Here is a 24,516-nt window from a genome sequence, read left to right as displayed (position 1 = left end):
TCAGCCGTTGCGGCCGCTGACGCTGGCCACCGCATCGTGCGGGTGCAGGCTTTCCAGATGCGCCACGCGCGCGCTCCAGGCGGCGATACGGGCATCCGCGGCCAGCACGGCGGCCACCCGGCGCGCGGCATCCTCGCAGAACATCAGGTTGGCGGCATTCGCCTGCGCGAAGGCCTGCTCATCCTCGCGCTTGACCGCGGTCTGCACCGGCGTGCCCAGCGCGGCTTCCAGCGCATCCACCAGTGGAACCAGCGGCAGGCCGTCAAAGGCCGGCTTCAGCTCCACGCGCACCTCGGCGCGGCTGCGCTGGGCATGCGGGGTGGCGGCCAGCCCGCGCGGACCTTGCAGCCAGTCGCGCACGGCCTCGACCGGAACCGCGTCGGCCTCCGCGAAATCGGCGGCGAAGCGCTGTGCATTGGCCTGCTGCGACAGCGCCGCGGAGGCCGGACAGGTGCTGGAATAGTCCAGCGCGAACGCCAGCGCCAGGCGCAGCTGGCCATCGGCCAGTTCCGCCTCGACCTCGACCGGATAGCGCTTCCAGCCGGCATTGCCGCTGCGCAGCGCGCGCCGCAATAGCAGCTGGTCATAGCGCAGGCGCAGGCGGGCGCGGCTGGACAGGCCCTGCTGCGAGGTAATGCAAGCCTCCAGCAGGCGGCGCAGCGCCGGCGCGCTCAGCGCCTCGTTCGCCAGCCCCTGCTGCAGCTGCAGGTACAGACGCGACATATGGATGCCGCGCGCCGCCGGATCGCGCAGATCGACGGCGATGTCCACGCTGGCCGGCACCGTGATCACCTGGCCCGCCGCGTCCTGCAGCCGGATCGGCAAGGCCATCCCGTCCATCCCCACCCAATCCAGCGCACGCGCCTGCGCGGCGGTATCGAAGGCCACATCGGGCAAGATCGGCGAGGTCAGCGGCTTGTGCATCGCGACATTGTAGCGAGCCGGGCGTGAGCGGCCCTGCAACGCTGTGATTCAGCCGCGCGCGCCGCGCCAGGCCACCAGCAGCGCCGCCGGCGCCGGAATCGGCGGCCGACGCCCGGCGGCGATCCGCCGCAGGCGGCCGCGCACCAGCGCGGCATGGATGCGCTCGACGCGCACGCCGGCGCGCGGCGCAGGCAGGGCGAGCAGATCCGCGATCGCCGTTCCGGCCGCCGGCACCCCACGCTGTGGCAGCAGCAGCACCCATTCGGCCAGCAGCGCCTCGGCCATGGCCTCGGCAGAGGTGCCCTCGCACGCATCGTCACGCGCATCGAACAGACGCGCGGCCAGCGGCGCCAGCACCGCAGCCAGCGGCGCCAGCCCGGCCAGGGTGGCCGTACGATCGTCTTCCGGCACCCGCCGCAGGCGCAGCACTGGGAGCACTGCCGCCAGCGCGGCCCAATCCAGCGGCTGCTTCTGCAGGGCCAGCCCCAGCGGATGCCGGCGCGCGCCGCGCGCCCAGCCGCGCAACTCCTCCTCCCACCAGCCCAGCTTGGCCGCACCCGGGGTGGGATCCTCTCCGCCCCAGGCGGCTTCGAGCAGTTCCGCGCGCAGCGCCAGCCAGGCCTGCGCCAGCGGCCGCTGCGCCGGCGACAGAAACGCCTCCGCGATGGCCCATTCCGGCCAGCGGGCGCGCCACTTGCCCAAGAATCCTTGCAGGACGATCGGATCGCTCATGCCAACGGCCAGTCCAGTAGATCGCGAGGCGCTTCCACCAGCGCATCGCCACCCCAGCTGCTGGGGTCGTCTTCCGCCAGTCGATACCCCCACAGCGCGACCACCGCCGGCATGCCGGCCGCCCGCGCGGCCGCGATGTCGCGCGCGTCGTCGCCCACGTACGCGCAGTCCGCAGGCGCCACGCCCAAGCTCTGCGCCGCATGCAGCAGCGGCAGCGGATGCGGCTTGCGCTCGGCCAGAGTGTCGCCCCCGACCAGCACCGCGCAGCGTTCCTCCCAGCCAAGCCCGGCCAGCACCCGCCGGGCCAGCCGTTCGGGTTTGTTGGTGACGATCCCCCAGCGGCGGCCGGCGGCCTCGATCGCCTCCAGCAGCGCCGGCACACCTGCGAACGGGGCGCTATGTCGGCCCAGCTCCTGGGCATAGACGTCGAGAAACTCGTGGACCATTGCGGTGGGCACTTCGCCGTCGAGCCCAGGAAACGCGGCCGCCGTCATCGCCCGCGCCCCGCGGGAGACATGCGGACGTAGCGCCGGGAGGGCCATCGGCTCCTGCCCGCGCGCAGCGCGCATGCGGTTGACCGTGGCCAGCATGTCCGGCGCGCTGTCGAGCAAGGTGCCGTCCAGGTCGAACAGCACGACGTCCGGAAACGGGGCCGCGCTCATTCCGGCTTGTAGGCGCAGGCCAGATAGTTCACACGCGGTGCGCCGCCGACCCAGGCACGCCGTTGCAGCGGGTCGTAGTGCAGGCCGCTGACATCCTCCAGCACCAGACCGGCGTCGCGCAGCAGGCGCGCCAGCTCGGAAGGACGAATGAAATCGCGGTACTGATGGGTGCCTTTGGGCAGCAGGCGGGCGATGTATTCCGCGCCGACGATGGCCAGCGCGAATGCGGCAACAGTCCGATTCAAGGTCGATAGGAACAGGCGTCCACCGGGCTTGAGAACGGCATTACAGGCGCGTACCACCGCGCCAGGATCCGGCACGTGCTCCAGCATCTCCATGCAGGTCACCGCATCGAACGCGCCGGGCATCTGCTCCGCGATGGTTTCCACCGCCGCCTGGCGATATTCGACTTTCACCCCGGATTCGAGCCCGTGCAGGCGGGCGACCTTGAGCAGATTGGGCGCCAGATCGATCCCCGCCACCCGCGCGCCCGCGCGCGCCAGCGCCTCGCTCAGCAAGCCGCCGCCGCAGCCCACATCCAGCACTGCGGCATCGCGCAGGGCGATGCGCTCGGCGACATAGCCCAGTCGCGCCGGGTTCAGCGCGTGCAGCGCCTGCTGCGGACCTTCAGGATCCCACCAGCGCTGCGCGAGCGCGTCGAACTTGTCGAGCTCGGCCTGAGTGAAGTTGCCGGAAGCCGCGCTCATGCCCGCACCTCCGCGATCCGCGCCCGCCACTGGCGCGCGTTGGCCAGAACGGCGTCGAGATCGAGGTCCACCAGCGTGCGATCGCGCAGCTTCGGCTGGCCGGCGATCCACACGTCCGTCACCTGCTGGCGGCCGGCGGCGTACACCAGCTGCGAAACCACATGGTGCAGCGGCTGGGTCTCCAACGCGGACAGGTCCACACAGACCAGGTCGGCTTCCTTGCCAGGCTCGATCGAGCCGATGCGCTGCTCTAGCCCCAGCGCGCGGGCGCCGCCCAGCGTCGCCGCGTGCAGCGCCTCGAAGGCCGAGAAACCGGCAGCGTCGTTCGCCACCGCCTTGCCCAGCAGCGCGGCCGTGCGGGTCTCCCCGAACATGTCGAGGTCGTTGTTGCTGGCGCAGCCATCGGTGCCGATCGCCAGATTCACGCCTGCCTTCAGCAGCGCGCAGGCCGGGCAGAAGCCCGAGGCCAGCTTGAGGTTGGATTCCGGGCAGTGCACCACGCTGACGCCGCGTTCGGCGCACAGCTGGATCTCGGCCTCGGTGAGCTGGGTCATGTGTACCGCGATCAGACGGTCATTCACCAGCCCCAGCCGGTCCAGCCGCGCCAGCGGACGCTGGCCATGCAGCTTCACCGAGTCCGCCACTTCCTGCGCGGTCTCGTGCGTGTGCAGATGCACCGGCACGTCCAGCTGGTCGGCCAGCATCCGCACCCGCTCGAAGTTGGCGTCGCTGACGGTATAGGGCGCATGCGGCGCGAACGCGGTCGTGATGAGCGGGTCGCACCGCCACAGATCGTGCACTTCGACGGCACGGCCGAAATATTCGTCCGCGGTCCTGGCCCAGGCCGTCGGGAAATCGATCACCGGCAGCCCCACCCGTGCGCGGAAACCGTGTTTGCGGTACACCGCGGCCTGCACGTCCGGGAAGAAGTAGTTCTCGTTGGCGCAGGTGGTGCCGCCGCGCAGCATCTCGGCGATCGCCAAGGCCACGCCATCGGCCACGAACTCGGGGCCGATCACCGCTGCTTCCACCGGCCAGATGTGCTCGCGCAGCCAGGTCATCAGCGGCAGGTCGTCGGCCACGCCGCGCAGCAGCGTCATCGGGTTGTGGGTGTGGGCGTTGACCAGACCGGGAATCAGTGCCGCGTCGGGACGCGCGACGCTCTGCGCCGGCGCAAAGCGCAGACACGCCTCGGCGCTCGGCAGCACGGCCAGGATGCGCCCTTCGGAAACGGCGACGGCGTGATCCTCCAGGACCACGCCGTGCGGGACGACCGGCACCACCCAGCCGGCTTCGATCAAGAGGTCGCAGGGCTGCGGTGCAAGCTCGGTCATGGGAGTCCTTTGGCCGCAACGCCTGCCCGCGTCGGACGCGGGCAGGCAGAGCATCACTTCACGCGCGAGACGTACTCGCCGCTGCGGGTATCGACCTTGATGATTTCATCCTGCGCCACGAACAGCGGCACCCGCACCACCGCGCCGGTCTCCAGCGTGGCCGGCTTGCCGCCGCCGCCGGAGGTGTCGCCACGCACGCCGGGGTCGGTTTCGACGATCCTGAGCTCGACGAAGTTGGGCGGCGTCACCTGGATCGGCACCCCGTTGAACAGGGTGACGATGCACATTTCCTCGCCCTTGATCCACTTGGCCGCATCGCCCACGCCAGCCTTGTCGGCCTGGATCTGCTCGAAGGTCTCCGGATTCATGAAGTGCCAGTACTCGCCATCGGTGTACAGGTACTGCATGTCGGTATCGACCACGTCCGCGGCCTCCACCGAATCGGTGGATTTCATGGTGAGTTCCTGCACGCGGCCGGTGCGGATCTGGCGATAGCGCACGCGGGTGAACGCCTGCCCCTTGCCCGGCTTGACGTAGTCGGTCTCGGTGATGATGCAGGGTTCGTTGTTGACCAGAATCTTCTGGCCGGCTTTGACGTCGTTCATGCCGAGGGAGGCCATGCGTACTCCTTGGGGCCACCCGGCGCGGGCGGCTACACTGTGGGTTTTACGAGGGTTCCGGGCAAACCGGAACGGTGTGCTTGCAGCCCGACATGATACCCGCAGCCCCGACGTCATTGCAGCAGCCTCCCCACGCCCGTTGGCAGACACTGTGGCGGGAGGCCATACGCGACCCGCGTGAGCTGCTGACGCTGCTGGGCCTGAACGCGATCGCTTCGAGCATCTCCGAGGCCGCGGCACGGCAGTTCCCGCTGCGCGTTCCGCGCGGCTTCGTAGCCCGGATGCGCCCTGGCGACCCGCACGACCCGCTGCTGCGGCAGGTGCTGCCGGTGCTGGACGAAGACCGGGTCGCGCCGGGATTCGGCCTGGACGCGGTGGGCGATATCGCTGCACGTCGGGGTAGCGGGGTCATCCACAAGTACAACGGCCGCGCCCTGCTGATCGCCACCGGCAGCTGCGCAGTCCACTGCCGCTACTGCTTCCGCCGTCACTACCCGTATGCCGAGGACAGCGCGGCGGCCAATGGCTGGCGCGACGCGGTGGCGCTGATCGCCGCCGATCCTTCGATCCACGAGGTGATCCTCTCCGGCGGCGATCCGCTGTCGCTGGCCGACCACAAGCTGGCCGAGCTGAGCGACGCCCTGCGCGGCCTTCCGCATCTGCGCCGCCTGCGCCTGCATACCCGCCTGCCGGTGGTACTGCCCGAGCGCGTGGACGCCGGCCTGCTGGCCTGGCTGGAGCAACTGCCATGGCCGGTGACCGTGGTGATCCACGCCAATCACGCCCGCGAGTTCGACCCCACGGTGGACGCCGCGATGGCACGCCTGCGCCGGGCCGGCACGACGCTGCTCAATCAGGCCGTCTTGCTGCGCGGCGTGAACGACGACGTGGAGACGCTGGCCGATCTGTGCGAACGCGGCTTCGCCGCCGGCGTGCTGCCTTACTACCTGCACCAGTTGGACCGGGTGGCCGGCGCGGCGCATTTCGAAGTGGAAGACGCAACCGCGCTGGCGCTGCACGCTGCCCTGCATGCCCGCCTGCCGGGCTATCTGGTTCCGCGCCTGGTGCGCGAGATCCCCGGCCAGCCAGGCAAGACGCCTCTCGGCAAGTTTTGACCCGCATCACATTCGTGAGTACGGTAGCCTGATATTCATCCCCCGACACGACGGCACTACGACCCCCCATGGCGACTGGCAAGGACACCGCACTGCGCTTGATGCTCGTGACCGACCTGGTGAACGAGGCCGAGGCCATGGTCAGCCGCCTGCGCAATGCGGGCACCGCGGTGCGTCCGCTGCGCCCGGAAAGCCTGGACGAGCTGCTGGCCATGCTGGCGCAGCAGCCGGTGGACATGGTGCTGGCCGATTACGCCTCGGTGCTGGTGCCGTTCGAGCAGGTGGCCAAGGCGGTCGCCGGCGGCGGTCGCGACGTGCCCCTGCTGGCGCTGCTGGACGGGATCAACGACGACATCCTGGAACAGGTGCAGACGCTAGGGGCGCATGCAGTGGCGCTGCGCGACCGCCCGCAGCAGTTCCTGAAAGCCGTGCATGCCGAATGGGAGGCGCTGGAATCCCGCCGCACGCAGCGCCGGCTGGAAGCGCAGATGCGCGAGACCCAGCGCCGCTGCGACATGCTGATCGACTCCTCGCGTGAGCCGATCGCCTATGTCCACGAGGGCATGCACATCCGCGCCAACCAGGCCTATCTCGAGATGTTCGGGTTCGAGTCGTTCGAGGACATCGAGGGCATGTCGCTGCTGGATCTGGTGGCGCCGCAGGACGTCCCCGACTTCAAAGCGCTGCTCAAGCGCCTGTCCAAGGGCGAGGAGGCGCCGCCGCGCTACGAGCTGACCGCGCGTGACGTCGCCGGCCACACCTTCCCGGCGGTGATGGAATTCACTCCGGCGCAATATCAGGGCGAGGCCTGCCTGCAAGTGATCTTCCGCCACCAGGCGAGCGAGGTCGATCCGGAGCTGGCGCGCCAGGTCGAAGAACTCAAGCAGCGCGATCCGGCCACGGGCCTGCTCAACCGCCCGACCTTCCTCGGCCTGCTGGATGCCGCAGTGAGCGAGGCCGCCGCCGGCAGCGCCGCGCATGGCCTGCTGCTGGTCGAGCCCGACCATTACATGCAACTGCTAGACGTGATCGGACTGGATGCCGCCGACGCCCTGCTGGCGGCGCTCGGGCAGCGCCTCGCCGAGACCGCCGAGCAGGCGCAGATCGCCCGCTTCGGCGAGCACCAGCTGGCGGTGCTGGCGCGCAACAGCGACTACCACGCCACCAGCGCGTTGGCCGAGCGGCTGCGCTCGGCCGTGGCCGACTGCGTGCTGGCGGTCGGCAACAACTCGCTCAATGCCACCATCAGCCTCGGCGGCGTCCAGATCGGCGAGAAGATCGCCAGCACCAGCCAGGTTCTGGCCAAAGCCAGCCATCAGCTGGCCGCTGCGGTCGGCGTCGGAGGCAACCGGGTGGAGCTGTACGACCCCAGCGCACTGGACCGCGCCGAGCAGGAACGGATCGCCGCGTGGGTGGAACGCATCCGCGGCGCGCTCGCCGGGGACGGGTTCCAGCTCGGCTTCCAGCCGGTCATCTCGCTCCAGGGCCAAAGCGAGGAAGCCTACGAGATGTTCCTGCGCCTGCTCGGCAGCGATGGTGAGCCGGTGGAAGCCAATATCTTCCTGCCGATCGCCGAAGAGCATGACCTGCTCGGCGAGATCGACCGCTGGGCGGTGGCGCGCGCGATCAGCGTGATCGGCGACCGCCTGCGCATGGGCAAGCGCACCAGCCTGCTGCTGTCGGTATCGCAGGAGGCCGTGCTGGATCCGGACATGCCAGGCTTCATCCGCGCACAGCTGGCGCAGTCCAAAGTGCCGGGCGAACTGCTGATGCTGGCGGTCGCGGAAGCCAAGGTGTTCGTCAACCTCAATGGCGTGCAGACCTTCGCCAATGCCCTGTCCGAGATGGGCGTGCACCTGGCGCTGGAGCGTTTCGGCGCCGGGCTCAACTCGCTGCAACTGCTGCAGCACGTGACGCCGGCTCTGCTCAAGGTCGATCCGCAGTTCATGGAAGACCTGACCAAGAACAGCGCCTCCCAGGCCAAACTGCGCGAGATCGTGCAGAAGGCCCACGACTGCGGCATCCGCACCATCGTCCCGCATGTGCAAGATGCCGCCAGCATGACGCTGCTGTACTCGACCGGAGTCAGCTATGTGCAGGGCGACTTCCTGGCGCCGGTCACGCCCGAGATGAGCTACGACTTCAGTCTGTGATTCACCGCGCTGACCGCGCAAGGCGCCCGCGTTCTTGCGGACGCCCGCCGGGATCTGCAGCGCAGACGGCGCACCGCATTTTCAGGGCATCAAGGCCTCGCGAAGCGCCTCGGGCGCGGCGTTGCGCAGCGCGGCGATACGCTCCTCGATCGGCGGATGGCTCATCAGCAGACGCTGCAACCCGTATCCGACCCCACCGCTGATACCGAAAGCGGCAATCTGCTTGGGCAGCGTGCTCGCCCCGTGCATCTGCGCCAGCCGCTCCAGCGCGGCGATCATCTTGCCGCGACCGGCCAGGGCCGCCCCGCCGGCATCCGCGCGGAACTCACGGTAACGCGAGAACCACATCGCGATCATCGAGGCCAGCAACCCGAACACCATCTCCAGCACGAACACGATCAGGTAATAGCCGATTCCGGGCGCATCGTTGTCGCGATTGCCGCCGAGCACGCCATCCACCACACGCCCGACCACGCGCGCCAGCACGATGACGAAAGTATTCAGCACGCCCTGCAGCAAGGCCATGGTGATCATGTCGCCATTGGCCACATGGCTGACTTCGTGACCGAGCACGGCCTCCGCCTCATCGCGGGTCATGGCCCGCAGCAGGCCGGTGGAGACCGCCACCAGCGCATGGTTGCGATTGGCGCCAGTGGCGAAGGCGTTGATCTCGGGCGCATCGTAGATGGCCACGTCCGGCATTCCGATTCCGGCCGCCTGCGCCTGCCGCTGCACGGTGGCCAGCAGCCAGTGCTCGACCTCATCGCGCGGCTGGGTGATGATCTGGGCGCCGGTGCTGTGCACGGCAACCCATTTGGACATCAGGAGTGAAAGAATCGACCCGCCAAACCCGAACAGCGCCGCCATGACGATCAGGCCGCTGAACTGCTGCGGATTCACGCCCAGGATGGACAACACGATGCTGACCAGCAGCAGCACCGCGAGATTGGTCGCCAAAAACAAGAACATGCGCTTGAACATCGGTTCGACTCCTGCGCGCCCGGCGCGCGCGTGTCTGCGGTAGTGTGGCCGATCCTGCCAGATTTCAATCCACCACCCTGAACGCCATGTTCATGTCCCCAGACCACACGCACGCCTGCGGACGTTTCGCGCCCTCGCCGACCGGCCCGCTGCACGCCGGGTCGCTGCTGACCGCGCTCGGAAGCTGGCTGTTCGCGCGTCATTCTGGCGGTCAATGGCGGGTGCGGATCGAAGACCTCGACCCACCGCGCGAAGTCCCAGGCGCAGCACGGATGCAGTTGGACACGCTGGCCGCGTTTGGTCTGCATCCGGATGGCGAGGTGGTGTACCAGAGCAGCCGCCACGCACTCTATCAAGCTGCGCTCGAACGTCTGCTGGCAACCGGACAGGCATTCGAATGCCACTGCAGCCGCCGCGCGCTGGCCGCGACCGGCGGCATCCATCGCGGCTGCGTGACCACGCAGCGGCGGCCCGATCCGGCGATCCGGCTGCGGGTTCCGGATGGCTGCATGATCGTCTTCGAGGACGCCGTGCACGGCCGGATCGCACAACGCATAGACCAGCACGTCGGCGATTTCGTCCTGCGCCGCAGCGACGGCCTCTGGGCCTATCAGCTCGCAGTGGTGGTGGACGATGCGGCGCAAGGCATCACCCAGGTCGTGCGCGGCGCCGACCTGCTCGACTCCACCCCGCGCCAGATTCTGCTGCAGCAGGCGCTGGGCCTGCCGACTCCGGCCTATGCGCACCTGCCGCTGGTGCTGGACGCAAACGGGCGCAAGCTGTCGAAATCGGACGCCGCACATCCGGTGGAAACCCATGCGCCGCTGCGCGCCCTGGCCCGACTATGGCAATGGCTGGGCCAGCCTCCGCTGGCGCTGGCCGGAATGCGCACGCCGCAGGATTTCCTGCGCGCGGCACGGGAAGCCTTTCAGCCGGCACGCGTGCCGCGCTGGCTTCCAGCATCGGCTTGCGCGCCGCACAACACAAATGCCATCACGCCCGCCTAGAATCGCTCCACCCTCTTCCTCGGCTTTTGCAAGGAGCTTGGCATGACTTCAAGGGTTGCATTGGTCACAGGTGGCACCGGCGGCATCGGCACCGCCATCGTCAAACGGCTGGCCCAGATGGGCCATAAAGTCGCCACCAACTACCGCAATGAGGAAAAAGCGCGCGCCTGGCAGCAGCGAATGCGCGATGAGGGCTTCGATGTGTTCATCGCCCGTGGCGACGTCACCTCCCCGCAAGAGGCCGCGACCATGGTGCGCACGGTCGAGCAGGCGCTGGGGCCCATCGAGATCCTGATCAACAATGCCGGCATCACCCGCGACACGACCTTCCACCGCATGACGGCGGAGCAGTGGATGGAGGTCATCAATACCAACCTCAACTCTTGCTTCAACGTCACCCGTCCCGTGATCGAAGGCATGCGCGAGCGGCGCTGGGGCCGGATCATCCAGATCAGCTCGATCAACGGCCTCAAGGGCCAATACGGTCAGGCCAACTATGCAGCCTCCAAAGCCGGCATGCACGGCTTCACCATCTCGCTAGCGCGCGAGAATGCCCGCCACGGCATCACCGTCAACACCATTTCGCCCGGCTACATCGCCACCGACATGGTGATGGCGGTGCCGGAGGAGGTGCGCGCCAAGATCATCGCCGACATCCCCACCGGTCGGCTTGGCACGCCGGAGGAAATCGCCCACGGCGTGGCGTTCCTGGTGGACGAGCAGGCCGGCTGGATCACCGGATCGAACCTCGACATCAACGGCGGGCACCACATGGGCTGGTAAGATCGCCCCGCTCGGTGTCCATTTCCCACTCATCCAGTCCAGGAGGCCGCATGTCCACCCCCACCCCGGAAACTCCCGCGCGTAAGTCCAACGCTGGCCGCTATCTGTTTCTGCTGGTGCTGGGCCTGGTGATCGGCGCCGTGGCGACGGTCATGGTGCTGCGCGCCCTGAATGCCCGCAAGGACCACTTCCCGGAGGCGCTGATGGAAGTGCAGGCCTGGCACATGGGCCAGCTGAAGGCGGCGCTGGAGCAGAACCGCTGCACGCCCACCGACGTGCTACCGCATCTGCAGGCGCTGCGCGCGATGGGCACGGATCTCGAAGCGGCCTTTCCCGATCTGCGGGACGACGAGCGCTTCCGTACCGCCGCGGCAGGTATGCGTGCCGCGGCCGACAAGGCCATCTCGGCGCCGCCGCTGAGCTGCGAGAGCCTGGCCGGCACCATGAAGTCGCTGGGCGACGGCTGCAAAACCTGCCACCGCGACTTCAAAAACTGAGCGCGTGAGCGCGGCGCGACGGCCGGCAGCCCCTGCTCTTCGTCGATCCTGACCATATGACCACACCATGAGCCTGCCCATCGTGCTGTACGTGCTGGCAGCCGTGCTGGTGCTGGCAGGGTTGGTCGGCACCCTGCTACCGGTGCTGCCCGGCGCGCCGCTGGTGTTCGCCGGGCTGCTGCTCGCGGCGTGGGCCGATGGTTTCCAGCACGTCGGGCCCTGGCCCTTGCTGGCACTGGGCGCGCTGACGCTGCTGGCGCTGACGGTGGATCTATGGGCCAGCGCACACGGCGCGCGCCGGGTCGGCGCCAGCCGGCTGGCGATGCTGGGCGCCACCCTCGGCAGCGTGATCGGGCTGTTCTTCGGGCTGCCGGGGCTGCTGCTGGGGCCGTTCCTGGGCGCGCTGATCGGCGAGCTGCTGCACCGGCGCAGCCTGCATCCGCAGCACCTCGGCGCAGCGGGCAAGGTGGGCGCCGGCACCTGGCTCGGGCTGGCGCTGGGGGCCGCGTTCAAGCTGGCGCTGGCGCTGACGATGGTGGGCGTGTTCGCGCTGGCATGGTGGCTGTAGGCCGTCGGCGCGGGCCTACTCCCCGTACAGCAACCACTGCCGCGCGCTGAGCTCGTCGGTGAATGTGCGCACATGCATGCCGTGCTCGCGGCACAGGATTTCTGCGTATTCGTTGCCGGGCAGATCGTCGAGCAACTCGACGAAGGCTATCCGTACCCCGCCGAGGCCCGCCTCCAGCGCTGCTGCGATCACGGCATCCACCTCGACCGCATCGACCGAATCTTCCAGCTCCTCCACCACCAGCAGCCGCTGGCAGCCGGCGGCGCGGCAGGCCGCGCCGAGCATCCGCCAATAGGCGATGGATACGGCCTGGGAGTCGGTTCCATCGTACACATGCGCGCGCAGGTAGTCGGCCTCTTGTAGCAGACGGAGCCTGAAGCCCTCGCCCTGGATCACCTGCTCTGCGCTCAATCCAGCACCTTCAGCGGAATCTTGCCGATCTTCTCGCGCCATTGGCGCGGCCCCGTCTCGTGCACCGAGGTGCCGCAGCTGTCCACCGCCACCGTCACCGGCATATCCTTGACCTCGAACTCGTAGATCGCCTCCATGCCGAGATCCTCGAAGGCCACTACGCGCGCGGCGCGGATGGCTTTCGAGACCAGATAGGCGGCCCCGCCGACGGCCATCAGGTACACCGACTTGTGCTTCTTGATCGCCGCGATCGCTGCCGGGCCGCGCTCGGCCTTGCCGATCATGCCCAGCAAGCCGGTCTGCGCCAACACCTGCTCCGTGAACTTGTCCATGCGGGTGGCAGTGGTGGGGCCGGCCGGGCCGACCACCTCGTCGCGCACCGGATCGACCGGGCCGACGTAATAGATGAAGCGCCCGTTGAAATCGACCGGCAGCGGCTCCCCACGATCCAGCATGTCCACGATGCGCTTGTGCGCGGCGTCGCGCCCGGTCAGGAGCTTGCCGCTGAGTAGCAGCACCTCGCCCGGCTGGAAGGCGGCGACTTCCTCGCGCGTGATGGTATCCAGGTTCACCCGGCGCGCGCTGGCCGGGCTGTAGGTCAGCGCCGGCCAGTGCTCCAGCGACGGCGGCTCGAGCGCCACCGGGCCGGAGCCGTCCAGGGTGAAGTGGGCGTGCCGGGTCGCGGCGCAGTTCGGGATCATCGCCACCGGCAGGTTGGCGGCGTGGGTCGGGTAGTCCTTGATTTTCACATCGAGCACCGTGGTGAGCCCGCCCAGGCCCTGGGCGCCTATCCCTAGCGCGTTGACCTTCTCGTACAGTTCGATGCGCAGCTCTTCGATCCGGTTGCGCGGCCCGCGCGCGATCAGGTCCTGGATGTCGATCGGCTCCATCAGGGCCTCCTTGGCCAGCAGCATCGCCTTCTCGGCGGTGCCGCCGATGCCGATGCCGAGCATGCCCGGCGGGCACCAGCCGGCGCCCATGGTCGGCACCGTCTTGAGCACCCAGTCCACGATCGAATCGGACGGGTTGAGCATCACGAACTTGCTTTTGGCCTCACTGCCGCCGCCCTTGGCCGCCACGATCACGTCGACCGTGTCGCCCGGCACCACCGTCATGTTGATCACCGCCGGCGTGTTGTCGCGGGTGTTGAGCCGCCGTCCTGCCGGATCGGCCAGCACCGAGGCGCGCAGCTTGTTATCCGGATGGTTGTAGGCGCGCCGCACGCCCTCGTTGACGGCATCCTCCAGTGAACCAGTGAAGCCCTCCCAGCGCACGTCCATGCCCACCTTGAGGAACACGGTGACGATGCCGGTGTCCTGACAGATCGGGCGATGCCCTTCCGCGCACATGCGTGAGTTGATCAGGATCTGCGCGATCGCATCCCGGGCCGCCGGCGACTGTTCGCGCTCGTAGGCGGCCGTCAGGCTCTGGATGTAATCGACCGGGTGGTAGTAGCTGATGTACTGCAGCGCGTCGGCAATCGACTGGATCAGATCGTCCTGCTTGATGGTGGTCACGGTCATGCGGGTGCGTTGGGTTGCCGGCATTTTAACCGCTGGCCACATGGAGTCGCCTGCGGGTTGGCAGAGTTGCGCAGGATCAAGCCAGCACCCCAGGCTGCCCGTAAAATGGGCGATTCAGATTCTCAAGAGTCCCCCCCCCAATGGCTTCTCCTTTCGGTACCGAAACGGTGCTCGACGTCCGGCACTGGACCGACGCCTACTTCAGCTTCACCACCACCCGCGACGATGGCTTTCGCTTCGACAACGGCCAGTTCGTGATGATCGGGCTGGAAGTGGACGGCAAGCCGCTGATGCGCGCTTACTCCATCGCCAGCGCCAACTGGGAAGAGGAACTGGAGTTCTTCAGCATCAAGGTCCCCAACGGGCCGCTGACCTCGCGCCTGCAGCACATCAAGCCCGGCGACACCCTCCTGATCAGCCGCAAGCCGACCGGGACCTTGCTGATCTCAGATCTACATCCCGGACGCAACCTGTACCTGCTGGGCACCGGCACCGGGCTGGCGCCGTGGCTGTCGGTGATCAAGGATCCGGCCACCTACGAGCGCTTCGAGAAGGTGATCGTGGTGCATGGCGTGCGCACCGAGCAGGACCTGGCCTATCGCGACTACCTCAGCCGTGGCCTGCAGTGCCACGAATATCTGGGCGAGCAGATCCGCGCCCAGCTACTGTATTACCCGGCGGTCAGCCGCGAGGACTTCTACTGGCATGGCCGCCTGCAGCGCGGGCGCATCACCGATCTGCTCGACAGCGGCCGGATCGCGGCCGATCTCGGTCTGCCCGCGCTCGATCCCGCCTTCGATCGCGCGATGCTGTGCGGCAGCCCGCAGATGCTGGCCGACTTCCGCGCCATCCTCGACCGCCGCGGCTTCACCGCCTCACCGCGCATCGGCAGCCCGGGCGAGTACGTGTTCGAGCGCGCCTTCGTGGAAAAGTGACCACCGCGCCAGCGTGGCCGCGCTCAGGCCCCGCCATAGCGCAGCCATAGCCGCGCCTCCGGCTCATTGGCGAACGCACGCACCTGGTAGCCGCGTTCCTGCGCCAGCAGCTGCGCGTACTCGATGCGGGGAACCTGGTCCAGGCGCGCTTCGACGTAGGCGATTTGCACCTTCTCCAGCCCCAGCCCGGCCAGGCTGTCGAAGAAGCGCAGCAGGTCGTCATCGCTCATGACCTCGCCCGGCAGCTCATCGAGCACCAGCAGCTGCTCGGCGCCGACCTCGCGCACGGTCCGCGCGATCTGCTGCCAATACTCGGTCGTCACGGCAAGATTGGCCTCCGGCGAGACCACGCCACGCAGATGCACGGTGAGCAGCGGGGGGTGGAACTCGAACTCCAGCCGGTAGCCGCGCCCCTCGATCGGTGCCGGCATCATGCCAGCGCCGCCTCGATGTCGGCCGCGAGCGATTCCGGCCTGTCCGTGGGTGCATAGCGCTTGAGCACGCGGCCATCACGCCCGACCAGGAACTTGGTGAAGTTCCATTTGATCGCATCGATCCCGAGCAGCCCGCCCTTCTCGCGCTTGAGCCACTGCCATAGCGGGTGTGCGTTCGGCCCGTTCACCTCGATCTTGGCGAACATCGGGAAGCTGACGTCGTAGGTCAGCGAGCAGAAGCGGCGGATCTCCTCCGCGTCGCCCGGCTCCTGATGCCCAAACTGATCGCACGGAAAGCCCAGCACTACCAGCCCACGCGGCCCGTATTTGCGCCATAGCGCCTCCAGCCCTTCGTACTGCGGCGTGAACCCGCACTTGCTGGCGACGTTGACGATCAGCAGCACCTTGTCGCGCCATTGCGCCAATGGCTGCACCCGGCCGTCCAGATCGACGGCCTCGAAATCGAATGCGGTCGGCATGATCCGACTCCGTTGTGTGACCCCTGCTTCTATTGTGCGCGTAATCACACGCCATTGCAGCTCCACGAGCGATCAATCACCGCCCAAACCGGCCGTGGCCGCATCGACTAGAATGTGAGTTCCATCAACTCCTGACCTTCGCCCATGACCCGCCCGATCGCCTGCGCGCTCGCGCTCGCAGTGGCCGCTGCGATGGCCGCGCCAGCAAATCCCGCCCTCGCCGCCCAGAAGACCGCCCCGCACAAGAAGATGCCGCACGCCACGACGTCCGCCACCGCCTACAGCGGGCCATTCGCCGCGCCCAGCCCGCTGCCGATGCACTACCCGCAGTTCGACAAGATCAAGGACAGCGACTTCGCGCCCGCGTTCGACGCCGGCATGGCGATCCAGCTGCGCGAAGTGGAGGCGATCGCCAACAACCCGGCACCGCCGACCTTCGAAAACACCATCGTGGCGCTGGAGAAAAGCGGCCAGGTGCTGAACCGGGCCACCAGCGTGTTCTTCAACCTGGTCGCCACCGACAAGAACCCGGTGCGCGAGAAGCTGGAGACCGAGTACGCGCCGAAGTTCTCCGCGCATGCCGATGCCATCGCGCTGAACCCCAAGCTGTTCGCGCGGATCAAGACCCTGTACGACGCGCGTGACACCCTGGGTCTGGACGCGGTGGATCGCCGCCTGCTGGAGAAGCGCTACCAGGACTTCGTGCGCGCCGGCGCCGCGCTGGACGAGACCCAGAAGGCGCGCATCCGCGCGATCAACACCGAGCTGGCCACGCTCAACACCCGCTTCGACCAGAACGTGCTGGCCGAGGTGAATGACTCGGCAGTGGTGGTGGACGACCGCGCCCAGCTGGCCGGGATGAGCGAGGAGCAGATCGCGGCCGCCGCGGAGGCCGCCAAGGCGCGCAACCTGCCGGGCAAGTACGTGATCGCCCTGCTCAATACCACCGGCCAGCCGGTGCTGGCGCAGCTGCAGGACCGCGCGCTGCGCCAGCGCATCTTTGCTGCCTCGGTGGCGCGCGGAAGCCGTGGCAACCAGTGGGACAACACCGGCGTCATTTCGCAGGTGCTCAAGCTGCGTGCGGAGCGCGCGCGCCTGCTGGGCTATGACACCTACGCCAACTACGTGCTGGCCGACGAGACCGCCGGCAACCAGGACAACGTCAACGCCATGCTGCGCCAGCTGGCGCCGAAGGCAGTGGCCAATGCCCGCCGCGAGGGCGCCGACCTGCAGGCGATGATCGATGCCGAACAGAAGGCGGCCGGCCAGCCGGGCTTTACGCTGCAGCCGTGGGACTGGGCCTATTACAGCGAGAAGGTGCGCAAAGCCAAGTTCAGCTTCGATGAAAGCCAGCTCAAGCCGTATTTCGAAATGCGCAACGTGCTGGAAAACGGCGTGTTCTACGCCGCCAACAAGCTGTACGGGCTGACCTTCAAGGAGCGCACCGACCTGCCCAAGTACCATCCCGACACCTGGACCTACGAGGTGTTCGACCGCGACGGCAAGCCGCTGGCGATCTTCATCTGGGACCCGTACGCACGCGCCTCCAAGCGCGGTGGCGCGTGGATGAACACCTACGTCGCGCAGTCCAAGCTGCTGGGCGAGCAGCCGGTGGTGGCCAACCACCTGAACATCCCCAAGCCGTCGGAAGGCAAGCCCACCCTGCTGACCTGGGACGAGGTCACCACCGCCTTCCACGAGTTCGGCCATGCCCTGCACGGCTTCTTCCAGGACGTGCGCTACCCGTACTTCTCGATGAACGTGCCGCGTGACTTCGTGGAATACCCATCGCAAGTCAACGAAATGTGGGCCGACTGGCCGGAGGTGCTTGCGCACTACGCCAAGCACTACCAGACCGGCGCGCCGATGCCGAAGGAACTGCTGGACAAGGTGATCGCCGCGTCCAAGTTCAACCAGGGCTTCGCCACCACCGAATACCTGGAAGCCGCGATGCTCGACCAGCGCTGGCACCAGCTGCCGCTCGAGCAGATCCCCGACGCCTCCGGGGTGATGGCGTTCGAAGCCAGCGCGCTCAAGGCCGACGGCTTCGACTACGCGCCGGTGCCGCCGCGCTACCGCACGCCGTACTTCAGCCACATCATGGGCGGCTACGCGGCCGGCTATTACGCCTACATCTGGTCGGAAGTGCTGGCGGCCAACACCAGCAAGTGGATCCGCGACCACGGCGGGCTCACCCGCGAGAACGGCGATCGCGTGCGCGAGAAGGTGCTGGCGCCGGGCGGCGAGATCGCGCCGGATCGTCTGTTCCCGAACCTGGCCGGTCATGAGCCTACGATCGAACCGCTGCTGGAGCAGCGCGGACTGGACAGCAAGTAAGACCGCCCGTCAGCACGACACGAACGCCGCCTGCGGGCGGCGTTCGTGCATCATCACACGCTGTTTTCCCATCTCTCCGCAATACTTCGATGCCCCATTCAAACCGATGAGGCATGGATCACGGAGATGACCTGACCATCAAGGTCGAAATACCACTTTCACACTGCCATCCACGGCATTTTCATTAATGTAACCAAGCGCCGATGCATTTGCCGCGACCGCCTGCTTGACGGCTGCATCACCGGATTCCACACGCGGCGGCTGGGCTTTCCCGGTAAAGACCAACTGTGACCAATAAGCCTTCATCTGCGCGGCATCCTTGCCCACGACCTTCTGGTAAAACTCATTCCGCACGGCCGTACCTTCGGGCTGATCGATCGGACGTGCCAGCTTGCCATCCGGCAACGCATCCGACTTAGCCATGTAGATCTGTGCTACCTGCGCCTTGCTCAAGGCATTGGTATCGCTCTTCGCCGACATCACTACCACCACCCCTGCCTGGACCGGAACGCCCGCCAACAGGAAAAGAGCCGGCCATACACGCTTCGAAATAAAAAATTTCATGGCCCACCCCATGTCAGAATACGAAGTCCAAAGACGCCGATACCAGGTTGTAGCTTCTCCCCGGCACGAATCCTGGTTGTAGATTACCAAGACCGCCATACGATCCTGCATGATTCTTCACATGGCTGGCCTGAAACTTGAGCGCGAGATTTGAATGTATATCCCACCGCAGCGCCGCACTGATACTGTGCCGGTTACTGTTGCTTGCAAGAACCGCCGCATTCAGGAGATTGAATGGGTCCAGCGCTCCAGGCAGCTGCGGCTTGGCACGATCCACATGGGCAACCGTGATGGAAGGCGTGAAACTCCCGATACGCATGCCGCTGCTGAGATAACCCGACGTCGTCCTGCTGGCAAGGGTTGGCGCATAATCCGCCTGAATGACTTCAGCCCGCAGGAACCAGCTACCTGGATCATAGCTGTAGCCGATCCCACTGAACTGCCCTGGCATGTCGCGGTTATCCAGCCGCGCCGCCAGCGCAGCCAATGGCGGAATCGGAAGCCCACGATAGAAGTTGAACAGCGCATCGATACTCGGAGTGACATATCCCGCCTGCCCACGGATATGGCTCATGCGCACGCTGGAATCGCCATAATCAATGCTGACAGCCAGACCATGCAAACCATGGACGTGCGCACGCTCCGACTTGATTCGACCGTAAAAACCCTGCAGCCCGATCACCGCTTCCCCGGCCTGCCATTTGTACGTCCCCTCGACTCCATCCAGCGGAACGAGATAGTTATAGACCTCCTGCGGTGGTCGCGCCCACGGCACCGCATAACCAACCCGCTGAAATTCCGAAAGCATGTACAGCGGCGTATTGATACGCCCCACACGCATGCTGAAATTTGGACCAAACCGGTACTTCACATGCGCCAGCGTCACCTGCGGCGAATAAGACTGCGTCACCGCATATTCGCTGACGACCTGCAGGACACCACTGAAGTTTTCACTGAAGCGGGCATCGACTTGCACGCCAAGACGTGAATCCAGACGCATCGAGGTATCTCCGCTCGCTCCCACGGCCTTGTCGGTCTGGAAGTCGGCGGTGACGTCCGCCTTATCCTCGCTGGAGTGAGCCACACCGAGCGTGCCAAAACCGCTCAGTTTGAACATGTCGGCGTCCTGCGCCGCCGCCGGCCCAGCCATTACGGCCATGACTGCCAGCACGATGCTGCTTTTTTGCACTCGGTTCATTGCCATCCCCTCATCGATTGGTTCACGAGAGCCTCCAGCCCGACAGATGCAGGCGCACCCTCCAGGAAGGTAACGGCGCCTTTTATCGAATCTTTAGCTACGGGGACGACTTACATCGTGCGCGCGATTGGAATGTGACGCCCCTCTCAACAGCGCAGCCCAAACGGATCGGCCTGCGGGCGCGATCCCGGTGCCGGCAACGAGGCGGCGCCCGGCTCCCGCCGCAGCGCGTGGCGCGCCGCCTCGAGCGCGTCCAGCGCCAGCGCCTCGCGTGGCGCGAACACGCCGCCGATCTGGGTGGCGATCACCACGCCGTCGCGCAGCAGCAGCCGCGCGCCCGGCTGGCGCGGCACCTTCTCGCCCGGCAGCAGCAGCCCGGCGAGGTTCAGCGGGTCGGCCGCGGACACCGCCAGCAGCGTGCCGTCGGGCGCACGCGCGCGCACCGCGCGCAGCCCGGCCACCGCCTCCGGCAGCGCGAACTGCGGCCCGGCCACCCCGGCGATGAAGCGCCCGCCGCGGATCTCGCCACGCGCCTCCAGCCGCTGATACTCGCGCAGCAGTTCCCGCCACGGCGGCAGCCACGGCGCCTCGCGCGCCAGCAGCGGCCAGCACACCACGCCCCAGCGCGCGAGCAGGACGCGCGCCAGATGCTCGCGGTCGGCCTGCGCCTGCTGCGGATCGAGATCGTGCAGCCCACCCAGCACCGGCGCGACCCGCGCCCAGCGGCCGGCATCGGCGATCCCGCGCAGCGCGGCGCGGTGCCCGCGGCGGATGAACCGCGGCGCGCGCCGGCTGGCCGGCAGCAGCAGCGCGCGCAGGCCGGCGAAGCTGTCGCAGCCCACCCGCCCGCGCGCCACCAGCTCGCCCAACGCGTCCTCCAGCTCGGCCTCCAGCAGGCCGGAGGCCTGCCGCAGCTCGTCGAAGAACAGCGCCCCATGCGCCTGTAGCGCCGCCTCCACCCGCTGCGCGCGCGAGGATGGCGGCGACTCCGGTTCCGGCTGGCCCGCGGCCAGCCGGCTCCAGCGCCCCAGCTGCGGGCGCGGCAGCAGCACCAGCGGCGCCGCCCGCACCAGCGCCTCGCCACCGGCGCGCAGCCGCGCCCAGGCAATCCGCCCGCTGCCGCACATCGCATCCAGCCAGGCCAGGTCGTAGCCCTGCACCCGCGCCGGCAGCAGCTCGGCCTCCCACGCCAGCGCCGGCGCCTCGAACCCCTCTAGTTGCGCCAGTACCCGCGCCAGCGCCTCCGGCCCGCGCATGCGGGTGGCGCCGGAGAGGTGCTGCCAGTCGCACAAAAAACGCACGTAATCGCGCACCGCGACCGGCTCGATCTCGCGCCGCAGCCGCACCACGGTGTGCCGGTGGATGCACGCCAGCAGGGTGCGCTCGCACCACTGTTCGGCCTGCGCCTGCGGCGCGAAGCGGCCGCGCAGGGCGTAGCCCTCCTGCTCCAGCGCCAGCAGCGCGAGCTCCACCTCGGCCACCGGTACCGCCAGTCCCACCGCCAGTTCCTGCGCGTCGGTCACCGCCAGCGCCGACAGCCGCGCGCGCACCAGCTCGCGCAGCGCCTCCTCGCGCGGCCATTCGTGCGCCAGCGCGGGCGGCAACGCCAGCGGCGGGGTGCAGACGGCGTCTGGATGCAGCGCACGCAGCAGTGGCAGGCGCTCGGCAGCCACCCAGCGCGTGCCGGCCGTGGTCTGCGCGCAGCACGCCCGCCCCTGCGCCGCCAGCGCTTCGAGCAGCGGCCGCCAGCCGCTCGCCTCCGCCTCGTGGTCCGTGAGCACGCCCAGATCGCCCAGCGCGGCGTGCATCTCGTCGGCACTGGCGGCCTGCGGCCAGGCATCCTCGCGCGCGGCGGTGATCGCACCTTCGTCCAGCCGGCCGAGATCATCCATCTGCTCGGGCAGGCCGAACCGGCGCACGGCCACCGCGCGGGTGCGGCGCTCCTCCAGCGGGGCATCGTCGAGGAAGGCATACGGCCGCGCCCCGAGCACCTCTGCGGCGAACGGCGATGGCGCGGTGAGGTCGCGCGCGGTGACCTCCACCTGCCCCGCCTCCAGCGCGCGCAGCAGGGCCAGCCAGCCGTCTACGTCCATCGCCTCACGCAGGCAGTCGTCCAGGGTCTGCGCCACCAGCGGATGGTCGGGCACCTGGCGTTCGCCGACGATGTTCTCCAGGCACGCGACCTGATCGGGGAAGACCGTGGCCATCAAGTCTTCCGCCTTCATCCGCTGCAGTTGCGGCAGCACCCGGCGGCCGCCGGAAAAGCGCGGCAGAACCAGCGCCGTCGCGGCGTTCCAGCGAAAACGCGCCGGGAACAGCGGCGCATCCAGCAACGCCTGCACCAGCACCTCGCGCGCGCTGGAGGAATGCAGATAGCCGATCACTTCGATCAGCGGGAAGCTGTGGCTGGTGGACAGCGACAGCAGGATGCAGTCCTCGGTCGCCGCCGCCTGCAGCTCGAAGTTGAACTTGCGGCAGAAGCGCTTGCGCAGGGCCAGGCCCCAGGCCTTGTTGATGCGGCTGCCGTAGGGCGAATGGATGACCAGCTGGGTACCGCCGGATTCGTCGAAGAAGCGCTCCAGCGCGATGTGCTCGCGGGTCGGCAGCATTCCGAACCCGGCCACCTGCGCCGCGGCGTAGCCGGCGATCTGCTGCGCCGCCTGCGGCGACAGGCCCACGTCATTGCACAGCCAGGCCAGCGCCTGCGCTTCCCCACCCTGCGCCAAAGCCGCCTGCACCTGCGCGCGCAGGCGCGACAGCGCGATCGACAGCTCGTCCGTGCGCCCGGGCGCCTCGCCGACCCAGAACGGGATGCTCGGCGGCTGGCCCTGCGCATCCTCGACCCGCAGCACCCCGGCCTCGACCCGCAGCACGCGGTAGCTGGCGTTGCCGAGCTGGAACACGTCGCCGCCGATGCTCTCGATCGCGAAATCCTCGGTGACGCTGCCGATGGTGATCGCCTGCGGCTCCAGCACCACGCTGTAGTCGCCGAGGTCGGGAATGGTGCCGCCGGACTGGGTGGCGACCAGGCGCGCGCCCTTGCGCGCACGCAGCCGCCGCTGCACGGCGTCGCGATGCAGATAGCGGGCACGGGGGCCGTAGCGGCTGGCGAAGCCCTCGTCCAGCATGCGCACGACCGCATCGAAGCGTTCGCGCGGCAAATCCGCATACGGATACGCGCTGCACAGGCAGGCATACAGCGCGTCCTCGTCCCAGTCGCGCGCGGCCACCTCGGCCACGATCTGCTGCGCCAGCACGTCCAGCGGCGCCAGCGGCATGCGCAGGGCGTCAAGCTCGCCGCGCCGCACCGCATCCAGCAGCGCCGCGCATTCCAGCAGTTCATCGCGGCTGGTGGGGAACAGGCGGCCCTTGGGCACGCCGCCAACGTGGTGGCCGGAACGCCCCACCCGCTGCAGGAAGGCAGCGATACTGCGCGGCGAGCCGATCTGGCAGACCAGCTCGACGTCGCCGATGTCGATCCCCAGCTCCAGCGAGGCGGTGGCCACCAGCACCTTCAGCTGGCCGCGCTTGAGCCGCTGCTCGGCGTCCAGCCGCAGCTCCTTGGACAGCGAGCCGTGGTGCGCGGCCACCTGTTGCTCGCCCAGCAGCTCGGCCAGATGGCGCGCGGTGCGCTCGGCCATGCGCCGGGTGTTGACGAACACCAGGGTGGTGGCGTGCGCGCCAGCGAGCTCGGCGATGCGCGCATACACCTGCGCCCACTGCGGATGCGACATCACCGGCTCCAGCGGCGTCGGCGGCAGCTCCAGCGCGAGATCGCGCGGGCGGTCGTGGCCGATGTCGATGATCACTGGCAGCGGCGCCGCCCCGGCGAGGAAGCGTGCCACCGCCTCCACCGGCTTCTGGGTGGCCGACAGCCCGATCCGCTGGGCGCGGCGACCGGTCAGCGCATCCAGCCGCGCCAGCGACAGCGCCAGATGGCTGCCGCGCTTGCTCTGCACCAGGGCGTGGATCTCGTCCACGATCACCGTGCGCACGCCGCCCAGCATCGCCCGGCCCGAGGCCGAGTTGAGCAGGATGTACAGCGACTCCGGGGTGGTCACCAGCACGTGCGGCGGATGCCGGCGCAGGGCGGCCCGCTCGCCGGCGGGGGTATCGCCGGTGCGGACGGCGGTGCGGATCGCCACCTCGGGCAGGCCCAGCCGCGCCAGCTCCGCGGCGATTCCAGCCAGCGGCGCCTCCAGGTTGAGGTGGATGTCGTTGGACAGCGCCTTCAGCGGCGAGACGTACAGCACGCAGGTGGCGTCCGGCAGCCCGTGCGCGAGGCCCTCGCGCACCAGGCCGTCCAGTGCGGCGAGAAAACCGGTCAGGGTCTTGCCTGCGCCGGTCGGGGCCGCCACCAGCACGTCGCTGCCAGTGTGGATTGCTGGCCACGCCCGCTCCTGGGCCGGGGTTGGTGCGGTAAACGTGCGCGCGAACCATCCGGCCACCGCCGGATGGAACGCCGCGAACACGGGATGGACGTCCATGCGCGGATTATCCGCCGCGCCTGCGGCAGGCGCCTGAACGGGGTGCGCGAAGGCGATGCGCAACT

General features: G+C 68.3%; 22 protein-coding genes. 8 read left to right on the top strand and 14 right to left on the bottom strand.

Annotated features, from left to right (window positions below; genetic code table 11):
- From folE2 to efp, 6 genes are read right to left on the bottom strand one after another with little or no spacing between them, the layout of a single operon-like run.
- Positions 1–924 (bottom strand): GTP cyclohydrolase FolE2, encoded by a 924-nt coding sequence (gene folE2 / locus ML342_RS00995; RefSeq protein WP_240125046.1) that lies wholly within the window; start codon positions 922–924, stop codon positions 1–3.
- A 48-nt stretch (positions 925–972) separates the two neighbouring features.
- A complete protein-coding gene (locus ML342_RS00990; RefSeq protein ID WP_240125045.1) occupies positions 973–1,656 on the bottom strand; it encodes an isoprenoid biosynthesis enzyme family protein in 684 nt (227 codons plus the stop codon).
- A complete protein-coding gene (gph, locus tag ML342_RS00985; protein ID WP_240125346.1) occupies positions 1,653–2,336 on the bottom strand; it encodes a phosphoglycolate phosphatase in 684 nt (227 codons plus the stop codon). The genes ML342_RS00990 and gph overlap by 4 nt, the downstream gene beginning before the upstream one ends.
- Entirely contained in the window at positions 2,315–3,025 is a 711-nt protein-coding gene (ubiG, locus tag ML342_RS00980) for a bifunctional 2-polyprenyl-6-hydroxyphenol methylase/3-demethylubiquinol 3-O-methyltransferase UbiG (RefSeq protein ID WP_240125044.1), read from the bottom strand. Before ubiG ends, gph begins: the two co-directional genes overlap by 22 nt.
- Positions 3,022–4,359, bottom strand: coding sequence for a TRZ/ATZ family hydrolase (locus ML342_RS00975; RefSeq protein WP_240125043.1), 1,338 nt, complete (start codon positions 4,357–4,359; stop codon positions 3,022–3,024). The genes ubiG and ML342_RS00975 overlap by 4 nt, the downstream gene beginning before the upstream one ends.
- A gap of 53 nt (positions 4,360–4,412) precedes the next feature.
- Entirely contained in the window at positions 4,413–4,979 is a 567-nt protein-coding gene (gene efp / locus ML342_RS00970; protein WP_240125042.1) for an elongation factor P, read from the bottom strand.
- Positions 4,980–5,071: 92 nt separating this feature from the next.
- On the opposite strand from efp, the gene epmB reads away from it, so the two are divergent.
- Both epmB and ML342_RS00960 read left to right on the top strand, forming a co-directional pair.
- On the top strand, positions 5,072–6,094 hold the full coding sequence (epmB, locus tag ML342_RS00965; RefSeq protein WP_240125041.1) for an EF-P beta-lysylation protein EpmB: 1,023 nt from the start codon (positions 5,072–5,074) through the stop codon (positions 6,092–6,094).
- Between the two features lie 68 nt (positions 6,095–6,162).
- Positions 6,163–8,247, top strand: coding sequence for an EAL domain-containing protein (locus ML342_RS00960; protein WP_240125040.1), 2,085 nt, complete (start codon positions 6,163–6,165; stop codon positions 8,245–8,247).
- 81 nt (positions 8,248–8,328) lie between these two features.
- Here the strand turns inward: ML342_RS00960 and htpX are convergent, their stop codons facing one another.
- The gene (htpX, locus tag ML342_RS00955; RefSeq protein ID WP_240125039.1) at positions 8,329–9,228 is read right to left on the bottom strand and encodes a protease HtpX; all 900 of its coding nucleotides are present in this window, start codon (positions 9,226–9,228) and stop codon (positions 8,329–8,331) included.
- An 86-nt stretch (positions 9,229–9,314) separates the two neighbouring features.
- Here htpX and gluQRS point away from each other — a divergent pair, with 86 nt between their 5' ends.
- The 4 genes from gluQRS to ML342_RS00935 all read left to right on the top strand — a co-directional run bounded on the left by gluQRS (position 9,315) and on the right by ML342_RS00935 (position 12,083).
- Positions 9,315–10,235 carry a tRNA glutamyl-Q(34) synthetase GluQRS gene (gene gluQRS / locus ML342_RS00950; protein ID WP_240125038.1) on the top strand — a complete coding sequence of 307 codons (921 nt, stop codon included), beginning with the start codon at positions 9,315–9,317 and terminating at the stop codon, positions 10,233–10,235.
- A gap of 42 nt (positions 10,236–10,277) precedes the next feature.
- Positions 10,278–11,018 carry an acetoacetyl-CoA reductase gene (phbB, locus tag ML342_RS00945; protein ID WP_240125037.1) on the top strand — a complete coding sequence of 247 codons (741 nt, stop codon included), beginning with the start codon at positions 10,278–10,280 and terminating at the stop codon, positions 11,016–11,018.
- A 50-nt stretch (positions 11,019–11,068) separates the two neighbouring features.
- Positions 11,069–11,515 (top strand): cytochrome c, encoded by a 447-nt coding sequence (locus ML342_RS00940; protein WP_240125036.1) that lies wholly within the window; start codon positions 11,069–11,071, stop codon positions 11,513–11,515.
- A 67-nt stretch (positions 11,516–11,582) separates the two neighbouring features.
- The gene (locus tag ML342_RS00935; protein ID WP_240125035.1) at positions 11,583–12,083 is read left to right on the top strand and encodes a DUF456 domain-containing protein; all 501 of its coding nucleotides are present in this window, start codon (positions 11,583–11,585) and stop codon (positions 12,081–12,083) included.
- Between the two features lie 15 nt (positions 12,084–12,098).
- On the opposite strand, the gene ML342_RS00930 is transcribed toward ML342_RS00935, so the two are convergent.
- Positions 12,099–12,494, bottom strand: a complete 396-nt coding sequence (locus tag ML342_RS00930; protein ID WP_240125034.1) for a hypothetical protein — start codon at positions 12,492–12,494, stop codon at positions 12,099–12,101.
- Entirely contained in the window at positions 12,491–14,011 is a 1,521-nt protein-coding gene (locus ML342_RS00925; protein WP_240125345.1) for a fumarate hydratase, read from the bottom strand. Before ML342_RS00925 ends, ML342_RS00930 begins: the two co-directional genes overlap by 4 nt.
- A 146-nt stretch (positions 14,012–14,157) precedes the next feature.
- Between ML342_RS00925 and ML342_RS00920 the strand changes: the two genes are divergently transcribed.
- On the top strand, positions 14,158–14,952 hold the full coding sequence (locus tag ML342_RS00920) for a ferredoxin--NADP reductase (protein WP_240125033.1): 795 nt from the start codon (positions 14,158–14,160) through the stop codon (positions 14,950–14,952).
- 23 nt (positions 14,953–14,975) lie between these two features.
- Here ML342_RS00920 and ML342_RS00915 read toward each other — a convergent pair whose 3' ends face one another.
- Both ML342_RS00915 and ML342_RS00910 read right to left on the bottom strand, forming a co-directional pair.
- Complete coding sequence (locus tag ML342_RS00915) at positions 14,976–15,383, bottom strand: hypothetical protein (protein ID WP_240125032.1); 408 nt, start codon at positions 15,381–15,383, stop codon at positions 14,976–14,978.
- Positions 15,383–15,865, bottom strand: coding sequence for a glutathione peroxidase (locus ML342_RS00910; RefSeq protein WP_240125031.1), 483 nt, complete (start codon positions 15,863–15,865; stop codon positions 15,383–15,385). The genes ML342_RS00915 and ML342_RS00910 overlap by 1 nt, the downstream gene beginning before the upstream one ends.
- A gap of 144 nt (positions 15,866–16,009) precedes the next feature.
- Here ML342_RS00910 and ML342_RS00905 point away from each other — a divergent pair, with 144 nt between their 5' ends.
- Complete coding sequence (locus ML342_RS00905; protein WP_240125030.1) at positions 16,010–18,202, top strand: M3 family metallopeptidase; 2,193 nt, start codon at positions 16,010–16,012, stop codon at positions 18,200–18,202.
- Positions 18,203–18,340: 138 nt separating this feature from the next.
- Here ML342_RS00905 and ML342_RS00900 read toward each other — a convergent pair whose 3' ends face one another.
- The 3 genes from ML342_RS00900 to ML342_RS00890 all read right to left on the bottom strand — a co-directional run bounded on the left by ML342_RS00900 (position 18,341) and on the right by ML342_RS00890 (position 24,451).
- Complete coding sequence (locus ML342_RS00900) at positions 18,341–18,682, bottom strand: type 2 periplasmic-binding domain-containing protein (protein ID WP_240125344.1); 342 nt, start codon at positions 18,680–18,682, stop codon at positions 18,341–18,343.
- Between the two features lie 97 nt (positions 18,683–18,779).
- The gene (locus ML342_RS00895) at positions 18,780–19,964 is read right to left on the bottom strand and encodes a porin (RefSeq protein ID WP_240125029.1); all 1,185 of its coding nucleotides are present in this window, start codon (positions 19,962–19,964) and stop codon (positions 18,780–18,782) included.
- Positions 19,965–20,110: 146 nt separating this feature from the next.
- Positions 20,111–24,451 carry a DEAD/DEAH box helicase gene (locus tag ML342_RS00890; RefSeq protein ID WP_240125028.1) on the bottom strand — a complete coding sequence of 1,447 codons (4,341 nt, stop codon included), beginning with the start codon at positions 24,449–24,451 and terminating at the stop codon, positions 20,111–20,113.
- Positions 24,452–24,516 lie beyond the last annotated feature (65 nt).

This window comes from Thermomonas alba, assembly GCF_022419205.1.
Taxonomy (GTDB): domain Bacteria; phylum Pseudomonadota; class Gammaproteobacteria; order Xanthomonadales; family Xanthomonadaceae; genus Thermomonas; species Thermomonas alba.
Note: the sequence above shows the minus strand (reverse complement) of the source record. Positions and strands in the feature narration are given on the sequence as shown.

Bases quoted from the DNA above. Each gene is read 5' to 3' on its own strand.
- folE2 (WP_240125046.1), bottom strand. From the start codon at position 924: ATGCACAAGCCGCTGACCTCGCCGATCTTGCCCGATGTGGCCTTCGAT.
- ML342_RS00990 (WP_240125045.1), bottom strand. From the start codon at position 1,656: ATGAGCGATCCGATCGTCCTGCAAGGATTCTTGGGCAAGTGGCGCGCC.
- ubiG (WP_240125044.1), bottom strand. From the start codon at position 3,025: ATGAGCGCGGCTTCCGGCAACTTCACTCAGGCCGAGCTCGACAAGTTC.
- ML342_RS00975 (WP_240125043.1), bottom strand. From the start codon at position 4,359: ATGACCGAGCTTGCACCGCAGCCCTGCGACCTCTTGATCGAAGCCGGC.
- efp (WP_240125042.1), bottom strand. From the start codon at position 4,979: ATGGCCTCCCTCGGCATGAACGACGTCAAAGCCGGCCAGAAGATTCTG.
- epmB (WP_240125041.1), top strand. From the start codon at position 5,072: ATGATACCCGCAGCCCCGACGTCATTGCAGCAGCCTCCCCACGCCCGT.
- ML342_RS00960 (WP_240125040.1), top strand. From the start codon at position 6,163: ATGGCGACTGGCAAGGACACCGCACTGCGCTTGATGCTCGTGACCGAC.
- htpX (WP_240125039.1), bottom strand. From the start codon at position 9,228: ATGTTCAAGCGCATGTTCTTGTTTTTGGCGACCAATCTCGCGGTGCTG.
- gluQRS (WP_240125038.1), top strand. From the start codon at position 9,315: ATGTTCATGTCCCCAGACCACACGCACGCCTGCGGACGTTTCGCGCCC.
- phbB (WP_240125037.1), top strand. From the start codon at position 10,278: ATGACTTCAAGGGTTGCATTGGTCACAGGTGGCACCGGCGGCATCGGC.
- ML342_RS00940 (WP_240125036.1), top strand. From the start codon at position 11,069: ATGTCCACCCCCACCCCGGAAACTCCCGCGCGTAAGTCCAACGCTGGC.
- ML342_RS00935 (WP_240125035.1), top strand. From the start codon at position 11,583: ATGAGCCTGCCCATCGTGCTGTACGTGCTGGCAGCCGTGCTGGTGCTG.
- ML342_RS00920 (WP_240125033.1), top strand. From the start codon at position 14,158: ATGGCTTCTCCTTTCGGTACCGAAACGGTGCTCGACGTCCGGCACTGG.
- ML342_RS00915 (WP_240125032.1), bottom strand. From the start codon at position 15,383: ATGCCGGCACCGATCGAGGGGCGCGGCTACCGGCTGGAGTTCGAGTTC.
- ML342_RS00910 (WP_240125031.1), bottom strand. From the start codon at position 15,865: ATGCCGACCGCATTCGATTTCGAGGCCGTCGATCTGGACGGCCGGGTG.
- ML342_RS00905 (WP_240125030.1), top strand. From the start codon at position 16,010: ATGACCCGCCCGATCGCCTGCGCGCTCGCGCTCGCAGTGGCCGCTGCG.
- ML342_RS00900 (WP_240125344.1), bottom strand. From the start codon at position 18,682: ATGTCGGCGAAGAGCGATACCAATGCCTTGAGCAAGGCGCAGGTAGCA.
- ML342_RS00895 (WP_240125029.1), bottom strand. From the start codon at position 19,964: ATGAACCGAGTGCAAAAAAGCAGCATCGTGCTGGCAGTCATGGCCGTA.
- ML342_RS00890 (WP_240125028.1), bottom strand. From the start codon at position 24,451: ATGGACGTCCATCCCGTGTTCGCGGCGTTCCATCCGGCGGTGGCCGGA.